Consider the following 22,853-nt stretch of genomic DNA (forward strand, 5'->3'; position numbering starts at 1 on the left):
GCCAAGCAACGTCGTGATGACGCAATCGTGCCCGGAAGCGCTGCCGTTCGGCCGTTTTTGGCGCTGCCGGGCAGGCGTCATCGTTGCGTCGCCAGCCGCGCCGGCAGGTCGATTCGCGCCCGGCCCCGGCCGGTCGGCGGCTCGTCGGGACGGCGAGCGCGAGTCCTGCCGCCGGGGCTACAACGGCAGCGCATGCGTCGACAGGATCTCCTTGAGCACCATGAACGAGCGCACCTGCCGCACGCCGGGCAGGTACAGCAGCTGTTCGGCGTGCAACCGGTTGAAGCTCTCGTTATCGCGCGTGCGCACCAGCATGAAATAGTCGAATTCGCCGGTCACCACGTGGCATTCGACGCACCCCGACACTTTCTGCGCGGCCTTCTCGAATGCAGCGAACGCCTCGGGCGTCGAACGATCGAGCACGAAGCCGATCACGACCAGCATCCCGGCACCGAGCGGCTTCGGATCGAGCAGCGCGACGATGCCGCGGATCAGCCCCATTTCCTTCAGCCGCTCGACACGCCGCAGGCACGCCGGGGCGCTCAGCTTCACCTTCGCGGCGAGGCTCACGTTCGAGATCGACGCGTCCTGCTGCAACTGCCGGAGGATCGCGCGGTCGATGCGATCGAGCGCCGGTGCGGCATCGGCCGGCGATGCGCTGCTTCGATCTAATTTCATTGCGTCTCCTGTCGGTTTCACGAATCAAAATTATCCGTTTCATCTTCTTCCGATCGATAACGTAGGTCTGCGCGCTTTATTTCGCAAGCTCATTTCTCGCGGTTCTGCCTATCATTTTTCCATCGGGACATGGCGCGCCGGCCGCGCCCGAACGGTCCGATCTTCCGCCCACCGCTATCCGGAGCTTGTCGATGAACCTGCAACGCTTTCCCCGTTATCCGCTCACGTTCGGCCCGACGCCGATCCAGCCGCTCAAGCGCCTGAGCGCGCATCTCGGCGGCAAGGTCGAGCTGTATGCGAAGCGCGAGGACTGCAACAGCGGCCTCGCGTTCGGCGGCAACAAGACGCGCAAGCTCGAATACCTCGTCCCCGACGCGCTCGCGCAAGGCGCCGACACGCTCGTGTCGATCGGCGGCGTGCAGTCGAACCAGACCCGCCAGGTCGCGGCCGTCGCCGCGCATCTCGGGATGAAGTGCGTGCTCGTGCAGGAACACTGGGTGAACTACGAAGACCCCGTGTACGACCGCGTCGGCAACATCCAGCTGTCGCGCATGATGGGCGCCGACGTGCGGCTCGTTGCCGACGGCTTCGACATCGGCATTCGCCGCAGCTGGGAAGAGGCGATGGAGAGCGTGCGACAGGCGGGCGGCAAGCCGTATCCGATTCCGGCCGGATGTTCCGAGCATCCGCTCGGCGGTCTCGGGTTCGTCGGCTTCGCGGAAGAAGTGCGCGAGCAGGAAGCACAGCTCGGGTTCAAGTTCGACTACATCGTGGTCTGCTCGGTGACGGGCAGCACGCAGGCGGGGATGGTCGTCGGCTTCGCGGCCGACGGGCGCGCGGATCGCGTGATCGGCATCGACGCGTCGGCGACGCCCGAGCGCACGCACGAGCAGATCACGCGTATCGCGCGACACACGGCCGAACTGGTCGCGCTGGGGCGCGATATCGACGAGAAGGACGTCGTGCTCGACACGCGCTATGCCGGACCGGAATACGGATTGCCGAACGATGGCACGCTGGAGGCGATTCGCTTGTGTGCACGGCTCGAGGGGATGCTGACCGATCCCGTCTACGAAGGGAAATCGATGCACGGGATGATCGACAAGGTGCGTCGCGGGGAATTCGAGCCGGGGTCGAAGGTGCTGTATGCGCATCTCGGCGGAGTGCCGGCGTTGAGCGCCTACGCGGAGATCTTCCGCAACGGGTGATGTGACGGGGACGTCGGACGGGGGCACGCTCGCTGGCGCGAGCCGGGATGCAAAACCGGGGCCGCACGTGTCGGCATCCGGCCGCATCCTGACGGTCGCCTGTGCGGCGGCCTACGTCGGCTGAGCATGGATCGAAAGACCATGCTCGCCGGGCCGACCCAGACCGGCCGGTCCGGTGTCGGTGTCGGTGTCGGTGTCGGTGTCGGTGTCGGTGTCGGTGTCGGTGTCGGTGTCGGTGTCGGTGTCGGTGTCGGTGTCGGTGTCGGTGTCGGTGTCGGTGTCGGTGTCGGTGTCGGTGTCGGCCATGAGCGTGTCGGCATTTCCCGCCGCCGCGTCGGCTAGCGCAGCGCCATTCGGTTCAGATACCAGCCAATCTCGACAGCGCGGCCTCCATCGCCACGCGTATCTCCGGCCATGCCGGTTTCAGCGAATCGAGGCCGCCCGCGGCCAGCATGCGCTCGCCTTTCGCGCATGCATCGCTCGAATCCACGTCACCAGCCAGCGCGAAACCACCTCGCATCGAATGCAGTTCGCCGGTGAGGCATGCGACGTCCCCGCGCAGCAACGCGGCATCGATCGTCGCCAGCGAGTGCAGCGTCGAGGTCCGCAATTTTTCGCGTATCTCGTCCGTCATGGGCGGCATCGGCAGGTCCGCACGATCGACCGGATGCGACGCCGCCGCGCCGCGTCCTCCGTGGCGCCGCAATACCGCGCCGAGCGCATCGATCGACAGCGGCTTGAGCACGACCTCCGCGACGCCGGTCTGTGCGCAGCGCCGCCGATCCTCCTCGGTCGCATGCGCGGTCATCGCGATCACCGGCACCTTCGCGCCCTGCTCGCGCAGGAAGTTCGCGAGCGCGAAGCCGTCGAGTTCCGGCATGCCGAGATCGGTGAGCACCACGTCGAACGGATGCGCGAAGAACGCGCGCATCGCCTCGACACCGTTCGCGACGAGCATGGCGTCGCAATGCAGCGCATCGAGCTGATCGCGCAGCAGCGCGCGGCTCGCCGGATGATCCTCCGCAACGAGCACGCGCAGCGGGGTCTCGTCGTCCGCGTATGCCGGCAACGACGACGCGGCGGATTCCGTCTCGTCGAACGCGACGCGCCATCCGGACGGCGCGGCGGCCAGCGGCAGCGACACGATGAACGTCGCGCCCTGGCCCGGCCGGGTCTCGACCGCCAGGTCGCCATGCATGAGCCGCGCGAGGCGCCGGCACAACGGCAGTCCGAGCCCCGTGCCGCCGAAGCGCCGGTAGATCGACGCATCGGTCTGGACATACACGTCGAACAACGTCGGCAGACCCTCCGGCGCGATGCCGATACCGGTGTCGCGTACCACCACCTCGACGCCATGCGTCTGGCCAACGATGCCCGTCGGCCGCGCCTCGATTGTCACGCTGCCGCGCTCGGTAAACTTGATTGCGTTGCTGACGAGATTCGACACGATCTGACGCAGGCGAGTCGGGTCGCCGACATAGCCGTCGGCCAGCTGCGGATCGATCCTGCATTCGAGCGCGAGGTGCCGGGCCTCGGCAAGCGGATGGAAAATCGCCGCGACGTCGCGCAGAACCGCACGCAAATCGAACGGCATGGCCTCCAGCACCATCTGGTTCGATTCGACCTTCGACAGATCGAGCACGTCGTTGATCACGCGCAGCAACGCATCCGACGACGACATCACCGTCTGCAGGCGTCGCTGCTCCTCGGCCGGCAACGGCGCGCGCTCCATCAATTCCAGATTGCCGACGATCGCGTTTAGCGGCGTGCGGATCTCGTGGCTCATCGTCGCGAGGAACGTCGACTTCGCCTTGTTCGCATCGTCCGCCGCCTCCTGGGCCTCGCGCAGCTTGTCTTCCATCTGCTTGCGCGCGGTGATGTCGGTCAGCGTGCAGAGCAACACATCGACGCCGCGATAGCGCGTACGGACGATATGCGCGGCGAGATAGGTCGTCCCGCCGCCGGCGAGGCTGACCGACAATTCGTGCGTGACGACGCGCGGCGTCCGGCCGCCCGCGATACTGCGGTGATAGGCCCGCCAGATACGCTTGCCGAGCGACGTCGCCGCATCGGTGTCGCCGTAGGCCTGCGCGGCCTCGTTGCGCACCATGGTGTCGCCGTTGGCGAGCGACAGCAGCATGAGCCCGGCCGGCGCCGTGCGAATCAGCGTGCGGTTCAGCGCCTCGCTTTCGATCAGCCGGATTGCACGACGGTTCGCCGGGCGCAGCGCGCGTCGGTCGAACATGACGATCGCGAACCAAACCGTTCCGATCGCCAGCAGCGCGAGACCGATTGCGATACCCAGGCGGACGGCCACGTCATCGAACAGGCTGCGCCAGGAGAAGGTCGCGGTCAATACCTCGCGGAACCCCGGCATCCGGTCGCCGATAACGATATTCATGCCGACGCGATGGGTAGCCGCCCGTTCTCTGCCCGCCTCGCGCGCATAGTCGAGCGCACGGGCTGTCAGCGCGGGGGCGACCTCGCGGCCGGTCAGAACCTGCCCCGCCGGGCTGACGAGCGCGTAATCCTTGCCGGCGGACGAAGAACGCAGAAAATCGTCGATCTCCGGCCGGCTGACCGCGACGAACCATGCGATCGGCTTGCCCTGCGGGTCGCGCACCGCCTGCACGAACCGCAGTGTCGAGCGTCCGGTCAGCGGATCGTCGCGCCGATCGAGCAGAATCTTCCGGCTATCCGATGCCGACGCCATCGACACGAAGTCGGGCGGCGGTTGCAATTGCCGAATCAATGCCTTGATGTCGAAGCCGGCCGGCAGCGCCAGCACCTGCTTGACCAGCGGATACCCCGTCACAACGACAAAATTGCCGTCCGGATCGACGATATACGCCCCCATTCCCGGATCGCCGGCCTGTTGCGGCGGCATGTTGCCCGTGATCTCGCCTTGCGCGAGCAACTTGAGAAGCAACGGCGCGTAGCCCTTCGTCGGTTGCGATGACGAAGCGAGAGCGAAAGTGGCAAACGCCACACGCCCCGCGTGGCCGACGGCAACAATCCGGCCGCGATCGTCGACAAGCCGCCCGAGCGTATCAGGCGATACGCTCGCGCCATGCTTGGCTATCAGTTCGAGGTTTTCGACGTAGCGATTCTGGAGTGCCCTGACCACCTCCATCTCCGCCAGCAGTTCGGCCTTGCGTATCAGGAACCCCGACCGGTACTGCGCAAGCGATTCCTGCAGGTCGAGTCGCGCGACAAGTGCCGCGCAGACCAGCACGAACACCGTGGTCGCCGCACCGCTTCCGTACAGCAGCCATTGCTGCTGGCGGCGCACGCGCCCCGGCTCGAACGGCTTGCGGCCCGCAGTGGCGGTGGCGTGCGCAATCAGCGCTTTCAGTTTGGTGGGCATACGGAGCGTCGAAGTCGACTCGGCGCCGGCACGGCGTCATGCGCCGGCCGGGTCACTCGGTACCGCCCGCCGGTTGCCCGTCTACGCATCGGTCCCGGGCATTTCGGGCAGCTGGCCCTCGCTCGCATAGCGGATCAGGTCCGCGTCGCGGACGATGCCGAGCTTCTTCATCGCGCTCGACTTCTGCGAGCTGATCGTCTGCTTGCTCCGATGAAGCTGGACGGCGATCTCGCCAACCGTCAGGCCGGCGCCGTAAAGTCGCACGACCTCGATTTCGCGGGCCGTCAGCGTGCGTGTGCCCGGCGACGTCTCGGTGCCCTCCAGCAATTGCTTGACGAACGGCGACAGATAATTCGCACCGACATAAGCCGCGTGAACCGCACCGACCAGATGCGAAATCGCGTCGGACTTGCTGAGGATGCACCCGACGCCCTGCCGCTGAATCGCATGCAGCACGCTCGGATTGTCGATCATCGTGATCGTCACGAGATGAAGCGCGGGATAGCGACGCTGCAGAAACGACAACAACGCAAGCCCGTCGCCATACTTGCCGCCCGGCATCACATAATCGACGACGAGCACGTCGCTCTGCTGTACGTCGAGCATCGCCACCAGGTCGGTCGAATTCGAGACAGTGCCGAGCAGCTTGATCGTGCTGCTGCCCGCGAGTGCCTGCGACATCCCGAGTGCGGACGAAGGATGATCGTCCGCCACCATCACTCGCACAAAAAATTCATCCATCTATATTCTTCTCCCGATACACGCGGCCCGACGTGCGATGTTGTGCGACGCGCCGGGATTCGAATCCATCTCGCGACACGGTCGCGTTGCGATGTTCTGCGAATCGGGCGGTGCGCAGCGTAATTTTAAGATAATAGACGGGTTCCGCGTCGCCGCGAGGAATCGACGTGCGGCCGCTTGCGCCGGACCGCGCCCGCCGGGCTTCGACGCAACCGCCGGCGCGCCGTCCACCAGGCCCGGACACGGCATCGCAACGGCAGGCACGTTCGCCGATCCGCCGCCCACGCACATCCGATCGACGGCCTTCCCCATACCGTCGATCCATCCCGTCCCGCGAAACGGCCTTGGCCGCTTCCTAACGTTTTGCCACGGACTTGTCCGGTTCGCCCGACCCGTCGTCCGCGACATGCTGCCACTCGGTGATGGCCCGCCGCTTCTGCGACGGCGACATCATCATGAATTCATTCAGCTTCGTGAGGAAATCCCGTCTGGATTTCTCCGGCAGCGTCGCAAATCCAAGCAGCAGCCCGAACACCTTTCCCATATAGCGCACGGCCTTACCCTTCCTTCTTCAGTCGAAATCACGCGGCATCTGTTCGATGCGGCGTGTCTGCCTTCCCCGTTTTGAACGCTGGGCGATCTATGTCGCCATGGCGTCGCTTTCTTATCTTCCCGGCCAGTGGGCCACCGCGGCGGCCATTGCTCTCGACGCCGGCCGTTCGTCCGCCGCGGCGGCGGAAAACGCGATCCCACGCTGTCGAGCGACGCGCGCGACAGCACGACGCAGGTCGGCCAGCGTCACCGGCTTCGTCAGCACGCACTCGACATTCGATGCGGCGTAACGCTGCGCGTCGTCGGGAGCCAGATGCGATGCCACGACAATCATGTCGCATGGCAGCGCGCGCGCATGGACGGCTTCCGCCAGTTCCCCGGCCGACATGTCGGGCAGGTCGGCGCCGAGCAACAGCACGTCCCATGCACCGTTCGCGAGCGTATCGAGCGCGGCTCCCCCGGACGACACGCACCGCACCACGCAGCCGAGCACGTCGAGCTGCTCGCGAAAAATCGACCCGTTGACCGACGCATCGTCGGCGACCAGCACGCGCGGCACACGCGGGCCGGAAGCCGCCACAGGTTGGCCGTCACCGGCTTCACCGGCCGGCGGGGGCCGCTGCTCGGCAGTCGCGACGCGCGCCTGCTCGATCGCCGTGCGCAGCCCGTTCAGCGAATAGCTCGACACGCGGATCGTGCGACCCGCGACGTCTGGCTGCAGCGGACCGTCCGGTGTAGCGAGGACGACCGGCGTGCCGCCGCCGAGACTGTCGAGCTCCTCGCGCCGCCATTGGTCCGAATCGCCGAAGAGTACGATCGCGTGAGCGCGCACGAGGCACCCGGCGGCTATCCCGATCGGACTTGGATGCATCGCGACATCGAAACCCCATGCACGCAGATGCGGAAATGCGAACGCGCGCCACGCGTCCTCCGGCGACACGACGATCAGCGTCCGCCTGTCGCCGGCAACGACCGGCGATTTCGGCGCGATGCCCATGCGCAGCGGCAAGCGCACGGTGAACAGGCTGCCGATGCCCGGTGCGCTGTCGACCGAAATCGTCCCGCCCATCGCCGCGACCAGCCGATCGCACAGCGCGAGCCCGAGCCCCGTGCCGCCGTAGCGCCGCGTGATCGACGCGTCGACCTGCGAGAACGGCTTGAACAGCCGCGCATGTTGCGCGGGATCGATCCCGATGCCCGTATCTTCGATGCCGATCGCGAGTTCGGGCTTCCCGCGCGCGTCGTGGCCCACCGCCAAGCGCGCGACGATGCGCCCTTCGCCGGTGAACTTGATCGCGTTGCCCAGCAGGTTGCCGACCACCTGCGCGAGCCGCGTCGGATCACCGCGCATACGCTGCCCCGCGCTCGCATCGATATCGGCGAATAGCGGCAACCCTTTCGCCCTTGCGACGGGCGCGAACGCCGCCAGTTCGCGCTCGATCACCGCGATCACGTCGAACTCGATCGACTCGACCGTCATCGCGCCGGCCTCGATCTTCGAGAAATCGAGGATGTCGCTGACGATCGCGAGCAGGCCCTCGGCCGATGCGCGCAGCGTCTGCACGCGACTCTGCTGCGACGCATCGAGCGCCGTGCGCTCGAGCAGCTCGAGGTTGCCGAGGATCACGTTGAGCGGCGTGCGGATCTCATGACTCGTCGCGGCGAGAAACGACGACTTGGCCGCATTCGCCGAATCGGCCGCACGCACGGCTTCCTCGAGCTGATGCACGAGCCGGCGCTGCGCGGTCGCGTCCGCGAAAACCGCGATCAGCACGTCCTCGCCCTGGTAACGCGCGCTGTGCGCGATGACCTCCAGATGCAGCGGCGCGTCGCCGTGTGCATCGAGCACGAGCTCGGTCATCATCGTGCGGCCCGCCCCGCCATTCGCGACGAACGCGTCGTATTGCGCCAGCGCCTGCGCGGCCAACGCATGGTGATCGCCGCCGTGCGGGACGAGCATCTGCGCCAGCACGTCGCTCGCGAGCATCACGCGGCGGTCGGACAACGATACGAGGCCGATGCCGACCGGCGCCATCGCGATCACGCTGCGGCACAGCGCCTCGCTCTCGAATACACGCGCCGAACGTGCGTAGACCGGCACGAGCACGCGCCGGTGGAATCGCACGAGCAGCAGCCACATCACGACGATCGCGACGAGCGTCGACGCCGCGAGCGCGCCGGCCTGCACGCCGATGCCGGCCGCCACGTCAGCCCACGACAGCACATAGGCGATCGTCCAGCCGGTCGCCGCGAGCCGCGAGCGGAACACGATCGCGCCGTCGCGAAAGAGCGGCTCGTCGGCCGCCTGGTCGCGATGCGCGACATCGAGGTTCAGCAGGCGCTCGGTCAGCGCGTTGGTCCGCTCGACGCCGGGATCGATCGTGATCAGCCGGTTGTCCGCCGACGCGATGAAGAACACGCCGGCCGTCCCGCGCCCAGGCAGCCATGACAGCAGGTATTCCGGTGAGTATTCGGTGACGAGCACCGCGAACGGCTGGCCGTCGGCGCGCGCTTCGGCGGCGATCCGGATACGCGCCTGCCCCGTCACCGGATTGATGTAGGGCGGCAGCCAGCGAACGTGCGGCCGACCGTCGGTCGGCGCCGGGCCGTCGAAATCGACGTGCAGGGCCGCGAGGACGCGCGCGCGCGCCTCGGTCGTCGCGAGCGCGGGATTGTCGCGCGACAGATGCGGCACGAAGCCGAACACGCCCGTGCGCGTACTGTAGTGGTAGCCCTCGAGCGTGCGCCCGCGATTGAGTGAGCTCGCCGCGCCGATGCGCGACAGCAGGAACGACAGCGCGAGATAGCGCGCCACCTCGTCGCGCTGCCCGGTTTGCCCAGGCACGCCGACCACGAGCGACGGATACGGCTTGATCGCGAACTGCTGGCCGTTGGCGAAAAACGCGTTCACGACGTCGGGAGGCGCCGCACCGAGCTCGTGCCAGATCAGCTGGGTATTCGCGACGCCGTTGCGGAACGACGTCTCGGCCACCTGCACCTCGTCGACCGCCTCTTCGACGCCGTTCAGGAAATTGCGCCGCTCGCCGTCCAGATAGCCGTAAACGATCGACGTGATCCCGAGCCCGCAGGCGATCAGGATCAGGATCGTGACGACGATGCCGCCACCGAACATCGAAATGCTCTGGTAGCGGCGAATGGACTGAAGCGTGCTGTATGGCATGACTCGGCGTGACGGCGCCCGGGGATGCGGACATGCGGCAGATTCCCTGCCGGGCTGGGCGTCACGATGGATACATTGGGGATAGAGACATCCCGATCATGCCAAACGACACTGCGAAAATCAGTTGTGTATTATCCTTTTAGTACACGTCCGATTTGTTTCAATGCTTGTTTTGAACTCGAACGAATCTTCGCGGCGCCATCGCACCTGACGTCCTGTTCCCTCGGACAAGTCGTGACATCGCTCCCTGTCCGCGCGCGCCAATACAATTCCGCCGGCAAGCCGACGGCAGGAGATGCAATTCAGGGACGATGCGGTGCACCCGACGTACCCGGGTTCGGCCCGCACGGAACGCCCGGCAAGGAGCGGCCCGCGCGATGCGCGCCGGGCCGGGCCGGCGGCGCCCGCTCAGTTCTGCGTGAGCGGATTCAGCGTCGTGCACAGAAAACCCGTGCAGTTCGCCGGCTTGAAATAGAAAGGCGCCTGCTGCATCGCTGCCGCCGGCGGGAGGGTGAACGCCAGTTCGCCGAGATACGCATTGCCCTGCGCGCCGAAATCGTTCGCCTGCTGCACGAAAGTCGCGCCGCTCGACTGAGTCGTGGCCGACTCGTAGGTGAAGGTCGGCGACTGCGTCTGGTCCTTCACGTAGATCCACGACCTCGTGCTGCCGAACACTTGCCCGCCCTTCGCGCGATAGCCTTTCGCGCCTTCGCTGTTGGCCTGCGCGATGAAGTCGTTGATGTTCCCGGCCGCGGTCAGCGCATCGTACGTATAGGTCGCGTTCGATGCGTTGTTCTTCATGTACACGTTCGCCTGCACCGATCCGACGACCATCGCGCTGAGGAACCAGTAGCCCGACTGGCCCTGGGCATTCGCCTGCGTGAGGAACGCGTTCGGATCGGCCGGCAGGCCCGTCGTCGTGTACGTGTAGGTCGCCGACGAACCGCCGTCCTTGCGGTAGACATACCCGTAACCGTACGGTCCTTCGTAGCGGTAGCCGTTCGCGCCCTGGCCGTTGGCCTGGCTGAGGAAGCCTGCCCAGTCGGCCGGCGGCGATTGCAGCTGATACGTGTAGGTCTGCGCCGTGCCGTCGTTCACGAAGATCGAGCGCGTCCCGCCGGTGATCGCGTCGTAGTAATAGTCGCCGAGATAGCGATAGCCCTTCGCGCCTTCGCTGTTGAGGAGCGTCAGGAAGCTCGGGCCGTCGGCCGCGGGCGTCTGCGCATCGTAGCGCCACGTCAGCGTGCTGCCGCCCGATCCGCCCGAGCCACCGGTCCCGCCGCCGCCCGTGCCGCCGCTGCCGCCGTTGTTGCTCGCACCCGATCCGCCGCCGGACGCGGCGGGCGAGGAATTGTCGTCGCCGCCGCAAGCGGTCAGCGCCAGACAGGTCAGTGCAATCAATGCGGCGGCTCTCATCGGGATCACCTCGAAGCGAACAGGACGACATGGAGCCGGTACGCGCGGACGGCGCCGCGCGCACCGGCAGGTCATGTATCGTAAACCGGGCGGCGGCATGCCGCGCCGGCCCGGACATCAGTTGACAGCTGGCCGCCACGGCCGAGGCCGCCCTTGACGTCCTGCGCCTTGTAGCTGCGCGGAGCAACGACCATCTTGTTGTAGGCGTCGATGAACGCGACGACGGTCGCTTTGCCTTCCGGCGTCGACGAGAAGCCCGCGAGCGCGCCGCCCACGCCACCGCCGAATCCGCCCAGCGCCGCGCCGTAGTTGGTCGCCGTCGAACTGCCTTCCGACGCCGCGATCTGCACGGCCGAACGCACGTCGAACAGCGTCAGCGTCACGACCGATGCCTTCGTCTGCAGATGGCCGGCCACCGCCGCGACCGCGCTGTTGCCGATCAGCCCGCCGATCATGCTGCCGATGCCGCGCTCGGCGGCGTCGCGCATCCACTTGAGCGCCTGATAGCTGTCCTGGCGCACGCCGTCGCCGCGAAAATAACGCAGGCCGAGGCCGTAGGCGGCCTTCGGCTGGGCCTTCGCGGCCTGCTTCAGCGCAACGATGCGCGGATCTTCGCGGTCGTTCGCATCATCCCTTTTTTGATAGGACACCTGATCTTTAGGGCGATCGGAACAACCTGTGTCATCGCAGATCCGCACCGTGTTGCCGGTGATGGACGGATCCTGCGCGCACGCGGCCAACAGCAACAGCAGCCCCGGTGCCAGCAAACGGCGATACATGTGTGCGTTCCCCACGTTTATCTGCGCCGCACTGCTTCGCGCTATCCCCCCCCCCGCGAGCGCGCACCCGGTTTGCGTGCGGCGAGGCGAATACAATTCGCCAACGCCGACACGCAGTCCAAGGCTCTCTCAGGCTCTCTCTTCGAATCGTTCAGTCACGCGCTGGCTGCCGCTTTCGCTGGGTCGACTGTCGTCGACAGCGGTCTCTAAACCTGACGCAATAAACAATAGTGACGTGGTGAGCAATAATAATGGAGAAATATGGCATGTCAAGGTGATTCGCGATTTCAAAGTTTGCGTATCGCGTCACTTTTGAATATGCTCTTCGTCGCTAAAACCCAGGAGACCCTTTCGAGATGTCCACTAGTGAGCAGGCCAACGTCGATCTCATCACCGCCACCAAGGTGCGCGATCTGCTGACGCGCAACGGCATTCCGCCGCGCAGTCACAACACGACGATCGCGAACGTGCTGGGCCTCAGTTTCTCGGTCGTCACGCGCAAGATGAAAGGCCTGATCCCGTGGAACCTGTCGCAGTTGCAGGACATCGCGACGCACTTCGGCGTGCCGCCCGCGATCCTGCTCGACGACAAGGGCACGCAGCCGCCCGCCGCCGAGATGATCGACGCGACGCTCGTGATCGAGTCGCGCCGCTTTCGCTGCCGCGCGGCGATCTCGGCGAAGGCCAGCAGCCAGATCGAAACCGATTTCGTCGCGCTGCAATGGCAGGGCGAATGGATCGTCACCGAACGCCAGCACGCGCGCGAAGGCCGCACCTATCCGGTCGACGTCATCGAGCTGCGCTCGAGCCAGCCGACCGTCTATGCAGCGCGGATCGCGGTGGTCGACGATTCGCAGGACGTCGCCGAAACCGTGTGCGAATACTTCATCGAGAAAGGCGTGAACGCGGTCCCTTACTTTGACGGCGCGTCGTTCCGCAAGGCGCTGGAAGTCGAGGACTTCGACGGCTACATCCTCGACTGGATGCTCGGCGACCAGACGGCCGCCGAGCTCGTGCGCGGCATCCGCTCGAGCGAGAACGGCGGCGCGCCGATCTTCCTGCTGACCGGCAAGATCTCCACGGGCGAGGCGAGCGAGGACGAGATCGCGCACATCGTGTCGCACTACAACGCGCGCTGCGAGGAAAAGCCGGTGCGCCTGCCGATCCTGTTCGCCGAAGTCGCACGCGAACTGAAGATCGCGCTGCCGGCCGCCGCGGCCGCCGCCGCGAGCTGAAACCACAACGAACACCACCTTCACACGAACACGAACACGACCGAGGGGAAACACATGCGAATCTCGACGATCCGGATCAAGAGCCTGGTCGCGGCCGGCCTGCTCGGCATGGCCGCCACGTGCTGGGCCGCGTCGTTCACGTTCACCGTCGACGGCAAGATCGGCCGCAGCAACCAGCCCGGCAAGACGACGTTCGTCTTTTCCGAGCAGGCCCTGATGGCGCTGCCGCAATACACGATCGTCACGTCGACGAGCTGGACGCCGAAGGCGACCTTCACCGGCCCGCGCCTGTCCGACGTGCTGAAGACCGTCGACGCGCACGGCACGCAGATCGAGTTCCGCTGCATCGACGAGTACACGTTCACGATCCCCGTGTCGGACGCCGACAAGTACGGCGTGATCCTCGCGCGCACGATGAACGGCAAGGTGCTCGGCAACGACAACTACGGGCCGCTGTGGATCATGTATCCGCGCGACCAGTATCCCGACGAGCTGAAGACGCCGCTCGGCGAAGCCAAGTTCGCGTGGCAGATCATCGGCCTGACCGTGAAGTAAGCGGGCGACATGAAGCGCGGGCGGTGGAAGAACAGAAAAATCATCCTGGTCCTGGGATCCCTGTGGATCCTGGGATTCGCCGCGTGGGCATTCCTGCTGTGGGACCTGCTCGCGACGTCGGTCAACGAGGGCGTGCTCGAAGGGCCGCGTGAAGGCGTGTTCTGGACCGCCGCACAATACCGCAACGTCTACACGCGCTTCGACCGCCAGCTGATTCTCTACGCCACGCACGTGGACGACGACTACGACCACGTGCAGATGCAGCTCGACAGCCTGTCGGTGTCGTTCGGCTTCCTGCAGCGGCCGTCCGAGGTGTCCCAATACTGGCTGCGCATCCCGCGCGCGCGCGGCGAGATCGCGGCGCTCGGCGAATTCATGGCGCGCCTGAAGCAGGACGTGCCGCTGTTGCGCGACGCACCGAACGACGCACAGCGCGTGATCGACGAGGTCAATGCGCATTGGCCGAAGGTCAACGGCCTCGCGAACTACTTCCGCGCGATCGAGATGGCGCAGCGCGACTTCACGTTCCATCAGTTGAAGGAAAAGCAGCGCGCGATCCTGTCGCTCGGCATCATCCTCGGCGTGATCCTGTGCGCACTGTTCCTGCTGCTGTTCTATACGATGCGTACGCGCGACGACCTGCTCGAACGCCAGGACGCGGCGCTCGATGCGGAACGCAAGGCATCCGATCGCGCGTTCGAGATGATCGAGGCGAAAAACGCGTTCCTCGGGATGGTCAGTCATGAACTGCGTACGCCGCTGCAGGCGATCTGCGGGTCGATCGAGATCCTGCTCGCGCGGCCGCAATCCGACGCGAACCTGAAGACGATCCGGCGGCTGCAGAATTCCGCGTCGTCGCTCGAGGCGCTGGTCAAGGACCTGACCGACTACATCAAGCTGCGCTCGACCAAGCGTCTCGCCGAAGCCGAAACGGTCGGCATGGCGCCGCTGCTCGCCGAGGTGCTCGATCCGCTGCGCGCGAAGATCGCGGCCAAACGGATCGCGATCTCGCAGCAGGTCGAACCGCGCGACCTCGCGATCCGCTCCGATCGCAAGCTGTTGCGGCAGGTGCTGTCCAACCTGATCGAGAATTCGGTGAAGTACACCGTCGACGGAGCGATCGACGTATCGATCCGGCTCGTCGACACGCCGGCCGGCCGGCAGTTGAAACTTGCCGTGCGCGACACGGGCGCCGGTATCGCGAAGCAGCATCTGTCGAAGATCTTCGAGCCGTTCTACCGCGCGAACGACGCGGTCGGCCTGCATGTGGACGGCATCGGGATGGGCCTCGCCGTCGTGCGCGAGATCGTGACGACGCTGCGCGGCCATGTGGACGTGCGCAGCGCCGTCGGCGAAGGCAGCGAGTTCGTCGTCACGCTGCCGGCCGAGGCGCCGGATGCCGCCGAAACGGCCGGCGACACGCCCGCATGGCCGGCCGTCGACGTGCATCGCAACCGCCGCGCGCTCGTGGTCGACGACAACGACAACGCGCGCGAAACGCTCGGCGCGATGCTGTCGGCGCTCGGCCTCGACACCGATCTGTGCGGCACCGGGAACGAAGGCGTCAAACGTTTCGGCGACGCGCGGTACGACCTCGTCGTGCTCGATCTCGAACTGCCGGACCTGAGCGGCTTCGAAGTCGCGCGCCGCATCCGGATGGTCGCGCAACCGGACGACGACGGCAGGTTTGCGTCGATCCTCGGCGTCAGCGCGTACGAATCGGCCGCGTTGCGCGAGAACCAGCGGGAGTTCGACGCGTTCCTGCCGAAACCCGTTCACCTGCGCGAACTCGGCGCGCTCGTCGAGAAGCTGCTCGGCTGAACGCGCCGCGCTGCGTCACGGGCCGACCTGTCCGTCCGTTCGCGCTTCCGCGCTCATTCGCCGATCAAATGCAGCACGATGTCGCGCCGATGCGCCGCGTGACGATGCTCGAACAGGTAGATGCCCTGCCAGGTGCCGAGCACCATGCGTCCATGCTCGACCGGGATCGACAGCTGCACCTGCGTGAGCGCCGTGCGCAGATGCGCGGGCATGTCGTCGGGCCCTTCGGTGTCGTGCTCGTAGCGCGTGGCGTCCTCGGGCGCGAGCGTCGCGAAGTAGCGTTCGAGATCGCGCTGCACCGACGGATCCGCGTTCTCCTGGATCAGCAGCGACGCGGACGTATGGCGGCAGAACACGGTCAGCAACCCGGTGCGGATCGCCTGCTGGTCGACAAACGCACGCACCTGCGATGTGATCTCGACGAGGCCGCTCCCGTGCGTTTCAACGCCGATGTGCGTGATGGCCTGTTGCATGATGGCTACCTCAGGCGAGTGCGGCGAAGCCGTCGGCTTCGATCTGGTTCGCGTCGGCGGGGCGCACCACGCGCGCGACTTCGACCCCGTCGCGCAGGAATACCAGCGTCGGCCACAACTTCACGCGGAACGACCGGCCGAGCGGCCGCCCCGGGCCGTCCTCGATCTTCAGGTGCCGCACGGCCGGATGCGCGGAGAGCGACGCGACGATCGCGGGCTGCGCGCTCGCGCAGATCCCGCACCAGTTCGCGCCGAATTCGATGACGGTGATACCCGCCAGTGCGTCGACTTCCGCGCGCGTCGGCGCATTGGCGGTGTAGCGTTGCTCAATGTCCATCGGGGCCCTCGTGTGCAATGCAATGGCGGGACGTGGCCGCCGCGTGCCGGCGTGGGCGGCGGATGCGGCCGGTGACCTCCTACTCTAGCGGAAAAGCCCGCGCGATGCCGACGGTGGCGGGCAGCGCGGTGCAGCTCGCCGGTGCGGCGCGGCTGGCCGGATGACGATCGGATAAGATACGGCCCGATTGGCCCCTGACCGAACCGACGGAGTGTTTCAGTGATTCAACCGACCCAAGTATTCAAGGACAACCTCGCGCAACTGCCGCCCATCGACGGCATCGCACGCATCGATCTCGTCGGCGCGAACGGCGACGTCGTCGCCAGCATCGAGAACCAGCCGGGCAAGCAGGGCTCGCTCGCGGTGTATAACTACCTGAAGCAGGCATTCGGCACGCTCGATGCGAAGGCCGCCGAACACGGTCTCGCCGTGTTCGCGGAGCACACCGCCGACGCACGCAACCGCCCGGGCGCGCACCCGAACGTCGATCGCCTGCTGGCGATCGTCGACGGTGGCGAAGCACTGCGGATCGACGTGATCGCGCAGGGCTGAGCCGACGTGCGCCGCATCGCCGCCCTGCCGTTGGCCCGCCGCGTCGCATCGCTTGCGGCACTCGCGTGCGTCATGCTTGGCGGCGCGGCGTCGGCCGAGGCCGAGGCGCTGCGTACCGCTTCCGATATCGGCGGCGCGTCGCTGGTTCCACTCGGTGCGCTACCGCGTTCGCCCGAGAACGGCACGCTCGACGCGTTTTGTGCGCAATATCGCGCGAAGACCACAACCGCGGCCGGCCGCGACGTCGCGAAGCTCGGCTGGATCGTGACGTCCGAGGCACCGCTCGGCCGCTACACGATCGTCACGTTCGCGAGCGGGTTCAAGCCGGGGACGAGCGCGATCTGCTTTGCGCGCAACGCAAACATCGGCGTCTTCGACGGCACGACGCTCGTCGCGCTTGGCTATACGGCGCGCGCGGCCGGCTGGCAACTCGGCTCGGTCGAGCCGCTGGAAAGCGGCGCGCTGCTGGTCTGGGGCGGCGATGGTCCGTCGGCGCCCGTCGGCGAGCTGCGCGAAGAGAATGGCGGCTTGCGGATGACGGCGGTCGCCGCGGAACGCACGTACTGTCACGGCCGTGCAGTCGTGCCCAACGTGTACGGCAAACCGCTCGACAAGGCACGCAAGATCCTGATCTCGCACGGCTGGCAGCCGCTGCGTCCGCACGAGAAACCGGACGAGATGGATGGCGCGGCGACGCTCGCGAAGCACGGGATCATCGAAGCCGAAGCATGCTCGGGCACCGGCATGGGGTATTGCGCGCTGCGATATCGGAGCGCGGCCGGCGTGCTCGGCGTGACGACGGCCGGCGGTGAGCCCGACACGCCGTCGGCGAATACCGTGATCGATTATCAGGTGGCTTGCAGGAAGCAGTAACCGGCGCGATGGCGCGTGCGCTCGATTCGCGCGTGGCGCGCTTGGCATGAGTTCGTCGGCGCACCGAAAACGGAGCGAATCCGTTTTCGATCGGCTGTGCGGGCACATCGAATCATCGGCCGTTCGGTCAATTGACCCGCGCCGAACGCGCTCCTACACTGATCTCCCTTTCACGCCGCTCCGGCACGACGGGACTTCCATGATCGACCTCTCCACGCTCGCGCTGTTCTCCGGCGCGTGCCTCGCGCTGACTGCCACACCCGGCCCCGACATGTTGCTGATCGCGTCACGCAGCGTGAGCCAGGGCCGCCGCGCGGGGTTCGCCACGCTCGCGGGCATTCAGGCCGGCACCTACTGCCATGCACTCGCGGCCGCGCTCGGACTGTCGCAGCTCTTCGTCGCGGTGCCGCTCGCCTATGACGTCGTGCGCTTCGCGGGTGCCGCATATCTGCTCTATCTCGCGTGGAAGACGTTCCGTTCGGATGCGACCGCGCTGTCGCCGGTCGCGTCGCCGCGCCGCCATTCGACCGCCGCGATCTTCCGCCAGGGCCTGACGACGAACCTGCTGAATCCGAAGATGGCGCTGTTCGTCCTCGCGCTGTTCCCGCAATTCGTGCGCCCCGAGCACGGCTCGATCGCCGTGCAGATCCTCGTGCTCGCGACGGTGCTCAACCTGATCGGGCTCGTCGTCAACGGCGCGGTGATTCTGTCCGCGAGCCGGTTGAGCCAGCGGCTCGGCGCGCGCCGCCGGCCGTCGAAGCTGCCGCAGTATCTGCTCGGCACGGTATTCGTCGGGTTGGCCGCGCGGCTCGCGGTGGCGGGACGGAATTGACCCTGCCGGCGCTTCCAACCAGCGCCACCCGCGCCGACACCGAATCGCACACCTCGTCCGATTCAGGTCACCCGAACCTGGTCGGGCACCGCCTTCCTGATCGACCTCCCCGATAGATGTAACGACGCTTCGAACGTCCGCCCGGCCGCCTGCCTCCGCAGTCGCGGCCGGACGCTCCACTTGCATCGACATAACATATTTGTTACTGTGCTACCTAACTCGTACGAAATTCAGTTCTTCAATACGCGTGTGGAGACGGGGGTCGTCACGTTACCGACGACGCTGCTTGCGCGTTTTTTTGCACTCGCTGATCGCATGGAGCAGTACGGCCCGAATCTTGGCGAACCGCACACGCAGTCGATGGGAAACGGGCTGTACGAAATGCGACTGAAGGGTGCCGAAGGTATCGCCAGGGTGTTCTACTGCGCGATCGTCGACCGGCGTATCGTCATGCTTCATTGTTTCGTGAAGAAGACGCAAAAGACGCCGCGGAAAGAACTGGAAATCGCACGCCGTCGACTCAAGGAGGTTCAAGATGGCAACGTATAAGGAGCTGCGCGAGCGCGCGTTGTCCAACCCCGACGTGCGCGCCGAATACGAACGACTGAACCGCGAAGAACTCGCACTGCTCGACGTGATGCTGGCTGCCCGGCGAGACGCTGGCCTGTCGCAAGCCGACGTGGCCGAGCGCATGGGTACGAAAGCACCGGCGGTGACACGACTCGAGCGCGCGCTCGCAACCGGCCAGCATTCACCGTCCATCGATACGCTGCGCAAATACGCGGCCGCTTGCGGCAAGAAACTCGTGATCTCGTTCGCTTGATGCGTCGTACCCGGCCGCCCGTCGTTTGAGCGGCCGACACCCGCCACCCGCCCCTGTCGTTCAACACCCGGAACGTGCCGCGTCAACGGTCATGTGCGCCGCCGATATCCGCATCTTCCGAATCTCGCGGCTCCCGCGCACCGATATCGCGCCCACGCGTATCCGCCACCACGCGCAACTCACCGCTATCGAGCAAGCTCGCCGGCGTCACCGTACGGCGCTGCCACGGAATCCGGCCGAAATACCAGATCTTCCAGAACCCCAGCGGATGATCGGGATTGCGGCGCAGCAGCGTATCGAACGTCTCGACGTCGCCGAGCACGATCCGCGTCGCATCGCGCACCACTTCGCGCACGAAACGCGAGCAGAACTGCCGGCGCGACGCGAGATTGAAGCCCGTGTCATAGACGACGCCGAGCCGGCGCATGGCCGCGTCGACGAGCCGGCGCCGTTGCGCGGCGTCGAGCGGCTGCTTCAAGCGCGCGATCACGCACGCGCCGCGATCCGAGCGCGCGAGAAACCGTGACATCGTCGTCACACGCGACAGCGGAAACGTGCTCTCCGCGACGAGCGGCTCGCCGCCGCGCTCGCCGACGATGATCCCCACGTGATTCGTCCACGAGCGCGTCGCGCTCGCCACTTCGAGAAACGGCCGCACCGTCACGCGGATGAAGACGATGTCGCCGATCTCGGGTTCGGCCGGCAACGGCATCGTGTCCGGACCGGCCGTGCCCACAGCGAACAGGCGCCGCCGGCGCACGCCTGGCCGGCCTATCGCCGGCGCCCGAGAACCCGTGTCGATGAACATACGAACCTCACGCGAGTGGACATGGCCGCGAGCATGTCAGCCACGGCCGCATCGCGCATCCGCGACGTGCGTGAGGGGATCAATCCGCGCCGCCAGGTAGCGAATTCCGGTACCGGCGCGCAGCGCGCGTGCGCGATCGTCAGCGATTCGCGCCGAGCGCGACGCGCAGGCGCTCCATCAGCCGCGTGTAGTGCAGCACCACCTCGGCCTTGTCCGTCACGTTCGCGGTCGAGAACCGCTCGGCCCACGCCGCGTTCCATTCGTACGTGCCGTGCACGCTGCGGTCGCCGTCCGGCGCCTGGATCAGCGAACGGATCCGCGCGTCGCGCCCCGGCCCCGTATGCATCTCGAACAGCGCGTGGATGAACGTGTGATACGCGTCATACACGTCCTCGTCGAACAGGTAGCGGTAGATGTGAAACGTGCGGTCGAGGTCGCGCTTCGCGCGGATCACGTCGTCCGGCGAGATGTCCTTCCAGTAGCCGATCCACGTGTAGAAGCACAGCAGCGCATTGAGCTGCGGCGCGACCGTGTCGTACAGCGTGAGCCGCTTCTCGATCAGCCGCTGGTTGGTCCACTGCACGAGCTCGAGCCGCTTCAGCCGGCGCGCGACGAGCCAGCCGAGGCACGCGACCGACAACGGCGTCAGCACACCGAGCACGAGCTTGACGATTTCCAGCGAATTCCATGGCGTATTGAATGGTTGCATGAATGGCTCGACCAGAAAAAAGACACCGCCCGGCGGATCGCATCGCGCGCAGCGCGCCTGTCCGATCGCCTCGCGGTTGACCGTTAGTTGCTTGAGCATCGAAGGCGCACCGTGATGCAGCCGGTGTGCGGCGAAGCGGCGTGTTCCGCCAGTGTATCGGCCGATTGTCACTGGCTGGTGACGATCCGCCGAATCGTCGTCGCGCGGCTCGCGCCGCGTTACGTCGGCAGCGCCGACGTGAGCTTGACCTTCTGCATCGGGATGTCGGTCTTCACGCTCAGCACGCCCGGAATGCGCGTCAGGTATTCCATCTGGAAGCGCCGGTAGTCGTCGATGTCGGCCGCCACCACGCGCAGCAGGAAATCGCAGTCGCCGGCCATCAGGTGGCACTCGACCACTTCCGGCATCTGCTGGACGGCCTCGGCGAAGCGGTTCACGGATTCCGCGTCCTGCCCCTTCAGCCATACGCGCGTGAAGATCGTCAGCCCCTTGCCGACCTTCGCCGGGTTCAGCACGGCCACGTACTTCTCGATCACGCCCGCTTCCTCGAGCAGCCGCACGCGCCGCAGGCACGGCGACGGCGACAGCCCGACCTCGTGCGCGAGTTCCACGTTCTGCATGCGGCCGTCGCGCTGCAGCGCGCTCAGGATCCGCCGGTCGATAGCGTCAAGCTTCATTGGCATCCAATTCCAAAAAAATGGCGATACACGCGTTCAATGCCAAATTCTCCGGAAGATCTGGCCACAACGCAACCCGATTCGAGTCAAAAAAGCAGACAATCCTCCTCCCCAAGGAGGAGTAATGAGCAGTAGCGTTTCAACATCGTCCGGGCTTCGCGACAAGCCCGCCCATGTCGCCGAGATGGGTCGCGGATTGCGCGCGGCGCTGCCCGTCATGCTGGGTTTCGTGCCGTTCGCGCTGGTGCTCGGCGCGCAGGCCGCGCAAAAAGGGCTGAGCCTGTTCGAGGTCCCGATGATGACGGGCCTGAATTTCGGCGGCGGCTCCGAATTCGCGGCGATCCATCTGTGGACGTCGCCGCCGCACATCGCGCTGATCGTCGCGATGTCGTTCCTCGTGAATTCGCGCCATATCCTCATGGGCGCGGCGTTCGCGCCGTATATCCGGCGCCTGCCGCGCCGCCGCGCGTTCGCCGCGCTGTTCTTCATGTGCGACGAAAGCTGGGCGATGTCGCTCGCCGACGCGCGCTCGCGCTCGGCCACGCACATCAGCGTCCCCTATTACGCGGGCGTGTGCTCGGGGCTCTACCTGACGTGGATCTCGATGACGACATTCGGCGCGGCGGTCGGCCCGACGATCGGCAACGTCGAGCAATACGGCTTCGACATGGCGTTTACGGCCGTGTTTCTGGTGCTGCTGCGCGGGATGTGGAAGGGCATGCGCGCGAGCCGTCCGTGGTTCGTGAGCCTCGTCGTCGCAGCCGCCACGCACCTGGCCGTGCCCGGCGCGTGGTACGTCGCGGCCGGCGCGTGCGCGGGGCTGATCGCCGCGCTGCTGTGGGAGCCGCGCGATGCTGCCTGATTTCGCGACGGTGGCGACCATCGTGCTGATGGCGTCGACGACCTACCTGTCGCGCGTCCTCGGCTACGTGCTGCTGCGCAACCGCACGCTGAGCCCGCGAATGGCATCGGTGATGGAGAACGTGCCCGGTTGCGTGCTGATCTCGGTGATCGCGCCGGCCTTCGTGTCGACGCGCCCGGCCGACCTGCTCGCGCTCGCCGTCACACTGGTCGCGTCGACGCGCCTGTCGATCCTGCCGACCGTCATCGTCGGCGTCGTGTCGGCCGGCCTGCTGCGGCATCTGCTCGGATAACGCGGTCCGACCCGCCGCGCGGGCGGCACGTCGAACCAACGAACGGGCGCATCATGCGCCCGTTTTCGCATGCGCGAGCAGG

The 22,853-nt window shown here is 66.4% G+C and carries 24 protein-coding genes; 11 read left to right on the forward strand and 13 right to left on the reverse strand.

Annotated elements, in window-relative coordinates:
* Nucleotides 1–177: 177 nt before the first annotated feature.
* Nucleotides 178–678 (reverse strand): Lrp/AsnC family transcriptional regulator, encoded by a 501-nt coding sequence (locus F3J14_RS11945; protein ID WP_126226445.1) that lies wholly within the window; start codon nt 676–678, stop codon nt 178–180.
* A 191-nt stretch (nt 679–869) separates the two neighbouring features.
* Between F3J14_RS11945 and F3J14_RS11950 the strand changes: the two genes are divergently transcribed.
* The gene (locus F3J14_RS11950) at nt 870–1,886 is read left to right on the forward strand and encodes a 1-aminocyclopropane-1-carboxylate deaminase (RefSeq protein ID WP_166723159.1); all 1,017 of its coding nucleotides are present in this window, start codon (nt 870–872) and stop codon (nt 1,884–1,886) included.
* Between the two features lie 111 nt (nt 1,887–1,997).
* Here the strand turns inward: F3J14_RS11950 and F3J14_RS11955 are convergent, their stop codons facing one another.
* The 7 genes from F3J14_RS11955 to F3J14_RS11985 form a co-directional block, all read right to left on the reverse strand.
* Nucleotides 1,998–2,192, reverse strand: a complete 195-nt coding sequence (locus F3J14_RS11955) for a hypothetical protein (protein WP_211080350.1) — start codon at nt 2,190–2,192, stop codon at nt 1,998–2,000.
* Nucleotides 2,193–2,244: 52 nt separating this feature from the next.
* Nucleotides 2,245–5,253 (reverse strand): ATP-binding protein, encoded by a 3,009-nt coding sequence (locus F3J14_RS11960; protein ID WP_166723160.1) that lies wholly within the window; start codon nt 5,251–5,253, stop codon nt 2,245–2,247.
* Between the two features lie 81 nt (nt 5,254–5,334).
* On the reverse strand, nt 5,335–5,994 hold the full coding sequence (locus F3J14_RS11965) for a response regulator (protein ID WP_011660082.1): 660 nt from the start codon (nt 5,992–5,994) through the stop codon (nt 5,335–5,337).
* Between the two features lie 355 nt (nt 5,995–6,349).
* Complete coding sequence (locus tag F3J14_RS11970) at nt 6,350–6,538, reverse strand: hypothetical protein (protein ID WP_168736183.1); 189 nt, start codon at nt 6,536–6,538, stop codon at nt 6,350–6,352.
* A gap of 120 nt (nt 6,539–6,658) precedes the next feature.
* The gene (locus F3J14_RS11975) at nt 6,659–9,727 is read right to left on the reverse strand and encodes an ATP-binding protein (RefSeq protein WP_166723162.1); all 3,069 of its coding nucleotides are present in this window, start codon (nt 9,725–9,727) and stop codon (nt 6,659–6,661) included.
* A 408-nt stretch (nt 9,728–10,135) separates the two neighbouring features.
* Nucleotides 10,136–11,143: a hypothetical protein gene (locus F3J14_RS11980; RefSeq protein ID WP_166723163.1), complete on the reverse strand. Its 1,008-nt coding sequence runs from the start codon at nt 11,141–11,143 to the stop codon at nt 10,136–10,138.
* 71 nt (nt 11,144–11,214) lie between these two features.
* Entirely contained in the window at nt 11,215–11,922 is a 708-nt protein-coding gene (locus F3J14_RS11985; RefSeq protein ID WP_166723164.1) for an SEL1-like repeat protein, read from the reverse strand.
* A gap of 356 nt (nt 11,923–12,278) precedes the next feature.
* Between F3J14_RS11985 and F3J14_RS11990 the strand changes: the two genes are divergently transcribed.
* The 3 genes from F3J14_RS11990 to atsR are packed head-to-tail and all read left to right on the forward strand — an operon-like array spanning nt 12,279 to nt 15,533.
* On the forward strand, nt 12,279–13,157 hold the full coding sequence (locus tag F3J14_RS11990) for a helix-turn-helix domain-containing protein (protein ID WP_166723165.1): 879 nt from the start codon (nt 12,279–12,281) through the stop codon (nt 13,155–13,157).
* 54 nt (nt 13,158–13,211) lie between these two features.
* Nucleotides 13,212–13,712, forward strand: coding sequence for a molybdopterin-dependent oxidoreductase (locus F3J14_RS11995; RefSeq protein ID WP_166723166.1), 501 nt, complete (start codon nt 13,212–13,214; stop codon nt 13,710–13,712).
* Nucleotides 13,713–13,721: 9 nt separating this feature from the next.
* Nucleotides 13,722–15,533 carry a hybrid sensor histidine kinase/response regulator AtsR gene (gene atsR, locus F3J14_RS12000; RefSeq protein WP_166723167.1) on the forward strand — a complete coding sequence of 604 codons (1,812 nt, stop codon included), beginning with the start codon at nt 13,722–13,724 and terminating at the stop codon, nt 15,531–15,533.
* A gap of 53 nt (nt 15,534–15,586) precedes the next feature.
* Here the strand turns inward: atsR and F3J14_RS12005 are convergent, their stop codons facing one another.
* The gene (locus tag F3J14_RS12005) at nt 15,587–16,006 is read right to left on the reverse strand and encodes a secondary thiamine-phosphate synthase enzyme YjbQ (protein WP_166723168.1); all 420 of its coding nucleotides are present in this window, start codon (nt 16,004–16,006) and stop codon (nt 15,587–15,589) included.
* 10 nt (nt 16,007–16,016) lie between these two features.
* A complete protein-coding gene (locus F3J14_RS12010; RefSeq protein ID WP_166723169.1) occupies nt 16,017–16,343 on the reverse strand; it encodes a thioredoxin family protein in 327 nt (108 codons plus the stop codon).
* Nucleotides 16,344–16,562: 219 nt separating this feature from the next.
* On the opposite strand from F3J14_RS12010, the gene F3J14_RS12015 reads away from it, so the two are divergent.
* The 5 genes from F3J14_RS12015 (at nt 16,563) to F3J14_RS12035 (ending at nt 19,423) form a co-directional block, all read left to right on the forward strand.
* Nucleotides 16,563–16,895 carry a DUF2322 family protein gene (locus F3J14_RS12015; RefSeq protein WP_006760903.1) on the forward strand — a complete coding sequence of 111 codons (333 nt, stop codon included), beginning with the start codon at nt 16,563–16,565 and terminating at the stop codon, nt 16,893–16,895.
* 72 nt (nt 16,896–16,967) lie between these two features.
* Nucleotides 16,968–17,768 (forward strand): hypothetical protein, encoded by an 801-nt coding sequence (locus tag F3J14_RS12020; protein WP_247682201.1) that lies wholly within the window; start codon nt 16,968–16,970, stop codon nt 17,766–17,768.
* A 199-nt stretch (nt 17,769–17,967) separates the two neighbouring features.
* Nucleotides 17,968–18,600: a LysE family translocator gene (locus F3J14_RS12025; protein ID WP_166723171.1), complete on the forward strand. Its 633-nt coding sequence runs from the start codon at nt 17,968–17,970 to the stop codon at nt 18,598–18,600.
* Between the two features lie 249 nt (nt 18,601–18,849).
* Nucleotides 18,850–19,149 (forward strand): type II toxin-antitoxin system RelE/ParE family toxin, encoded by a 300-nt coding sequence (locus F3J14_RS12030; RefSeq protein WP_348771987.1) that lies wholly within the window; start codon nt 18,850–18,852, stop codon nt 19,147–19,149.
* The gene (locus F3J14_RS12035) at nt 19,136–19,423 is read left to right on the forward strand and encodes a helix-turn-helix transcriptional regulator (RefSeq protein ID WP_006761397.1); all 288 of its coding nucleotides are present in this window, start codon (nt 19,136–19,138) and stop codon (nt 19,421–19,423) included. The genes F3J14_RS12030 and F3J14_RS12035 overlap by 14 nt, the downstream gene beginning before the upstream one ends.
* Before the next feature lie 82 nt (nt 19,424–19,505).
* On the opposite strand, the gene F3J14_RS12040 is transcribed toward F3J14_RS12035, so the two are convergent.
* The 3 genes from F3J14_RS12040 to F3J14_RS12050 all read right to left on the reverse strand — a co-directional run bounded on the left by F3J14_RS12040 (nt 19,506) and on the right by F3J14_RS12050 (nt 21,617).
* A complete protein-coding gene (locus tag F3J14_RS12040; protein WP_166723172.1) occupies nt 19,506–20,231 on the reverse strand; it encodes a YebB family permuted papain-like enzyme in 726 nt (241 codons plus the stop codon).
* A gap of 139 nt (nt 20,232–20,370) precedes the next feature.
* The gene (locus tag F3J14_RS12045) at nt 20,371–20,940 is read right to left on the reverse strand and encodes a hypothetical protein (protein ID WP_166723173.1); all 570 of its coding nucleotides are present in this window, start codon (nt 20,938–20,940) and stop codon (nt 20,371–20,373) included.
* Nucleotides 20,941–21,158: 218 nt separating this feature from the next.
* Nucleotides 21,159–21,617: an Lrp/AsnC family transcriptional regulator gene (locus F3J14_RS12050; protein WP_006486309.1), complete on the reverse strand. Its 459-nt coding sequence runs from the start codon at nt 21,615–21,617 to the stop codon at nt 21,159–21,161.
* Nucleotides 21,618–21,741: 124 nt separating this feature from the next.
* Between F3J14_RS12050 and F3J14_RS12055 the strand changes: the two genes are divergently transcribed.
* On the forward strand, nt 21,742–22,479 hold the full coding sequence (locus tag F3J14_RS12055) for an AzlC family ABC transporter permease (RefSeq protein ID WP_006761394.1): 738 nt from the start codon (nt 21,742–21,744) through the stop codon (nt 22,477–22,479).
* On the forward strand, nt 22,472–22,771 hold the full coding sequence (locus F3J14_RS12060) for an AzlD family protein (protein WP_211080351.1): 300 nt from the start codon (nt 22,472–22,474) through the stop codon (nt 22,769–22,771). The genes F3J14_RS12055 and F3J14_RS12060 overlap by 8 nt, the downstream gene beginning before the upstream one ends.
* The last annotated feature ends 82 nt before the right edge of the window (nt 22,772–22,853 follow it).

The organism is Burkholderia sp. Tr-862 (assembly GCF_011753085.1).
GTDB classification, from domain to species: Bacteria; Pseudomonadota; Gammaproteobacteria; order Burkholderiales; family Burkholderiaceae; genus Burkholderia; species Burkholderia ambifaria.

Coding starts and splice junctions, on each gene's coding strand:
- F3J14_RS11945 (WP_126226445.1), bottom strand. CDS start 678: ATGAAATTAGATCGAAGCAGCGCATCGCCGGCCGATGCCGCACCGGCG.
- F3J14_RS11950 (WP_166723159.1), top strand. CDS start 870: ATGAACCTGCAACGCTTTCCCCGTTATCCGCTCACGTTCGGCCCGACG.
- F3J14_RS11955 (WP_211080350.1), bottom strand. CDS start 2,192: ATGGCCGACACCGACACCGACACCGACACCGACACCGACACCGACACC.
- F3J14_RS11960 (WP_166723160.1), bottom strand. CDS start 5,253: ATGCCCACCAAACTGAAAGCGCTGATTGCGCACGCCACCGCCACTGCG.
- F3J14_RS11965 (WP_011660082.1), bottom strand. CDS start 5,994: ATGGATGAATTTTTTGTGCGAGTGATGGTGGCGGACGATCATCCTTCG.
- F3J14_RS11970 (WP_168736183.1), bottom strand. CDS start 6,538: ATGGGAAAGGTGTTCGGGCTGCTGCTTGGATTTGCGACGCTGCCGGAG.
- F3J14_RS11975 (WP_166723162.1), bottom strand. CDS start 9,727: ATGCCATACAGCACGCTTCAGTCCATTCGCCGCTACCAGAGCATTTCG.
- F3J14_RS11980 (WP_166723163.1), bottom strand. CDS start 11,143: ATGAGAGCCGCCGCATTGATTGCACTGACCTGTCTGGCGCTGACCGCT.
- F3J14_RS11985 (WP_166723164.1), bottom strand. CDS start 11,922: ATGTATCGCCGTTTGCTGGCACCGGGGCTGCTGTTGCTGTTGGCCGCG.
- F3J14_RS11990 (WP_166723165.1), top strand. CDS start 12,279: ATGTCCACTAGTGAGCAGGCCAACGTCGATCTCATCACCGCCACCAAG.
- F3J14_RS11995 (WP_166723166.1), top strand. CDS start 13,212: ATGCGAATCTCGACGATCCGGATCAAGAGCCTGGTCGCGGCCGGCCTG.
- atsR (WP_166723167.1), top strand. CDS start 13,722: ATGAAGCGCGGGCGGTGGAAGAACAGAAAAATCATCCTGGTCCTGGGA.
- F3J14_RS12005 (WP_166723168.1), bottom strand. CDS start 16,006: ATGCAACAGGCCATCACGCACATCGGCGTTGAAACGCACGGGAGCGGC.
- F3J14_RS12010 (WP_166723169.1), bottom strand. CDS start 16,343: ATGGACATTGAGCAACGCTACACCGCCAATGCGCCGACGCGCGCGGAA.
- F3J14_RS12020 (WP_247682201.1), top strand. CDS start 16,968: ATGCTTGGCGGCGCGGCGTCGGCCGAGGCCGAGGCGCTGCGTACCGCT.
- F3J14_RS12025 (WP_166723171.1), top strand. CDS start 17,968: ATGATCGACCTCTCCACGCTCGCGCTGTTCTCCGGCGCGTGCCTCGCG.
- F3J14_RS12035 (WP_006761397.1), top strand. CDS start 19,136: ATGGCAACGTATAAGGAGCTGCGCGAGCGCGCGTTGTCCAACCCCGAC.
- F3J14_RS12040 (WP_166723172.1), bottom strand. CDS start 20,231: ATGTTCATCGACACGGGTTCTCGGGCGCCGGCGATAGGCCGGCCAGGC.
- F3J14_RS12045 (WP_166723173.1), bottom strand. CDS start 20,940: ATGCAACCATTCAATACGCCATGGAATTCGCTGGAAATCGTCAAGCTC.
- F3J14_RS12050 (WP_006486309.1), bottom strand. CDS start 21,617: ATGAAGCTTGACGCTATCGACCGGCGGATCCTGAGCGCGCTGCAGCGC.
- F3J14_RS12055 (WP_006761394.1), top strand. CDS start 21,742: ATGAGCAGTAGCGTTTCAACATCGTCCGGGCTTCGCGACAAGCCCGCC.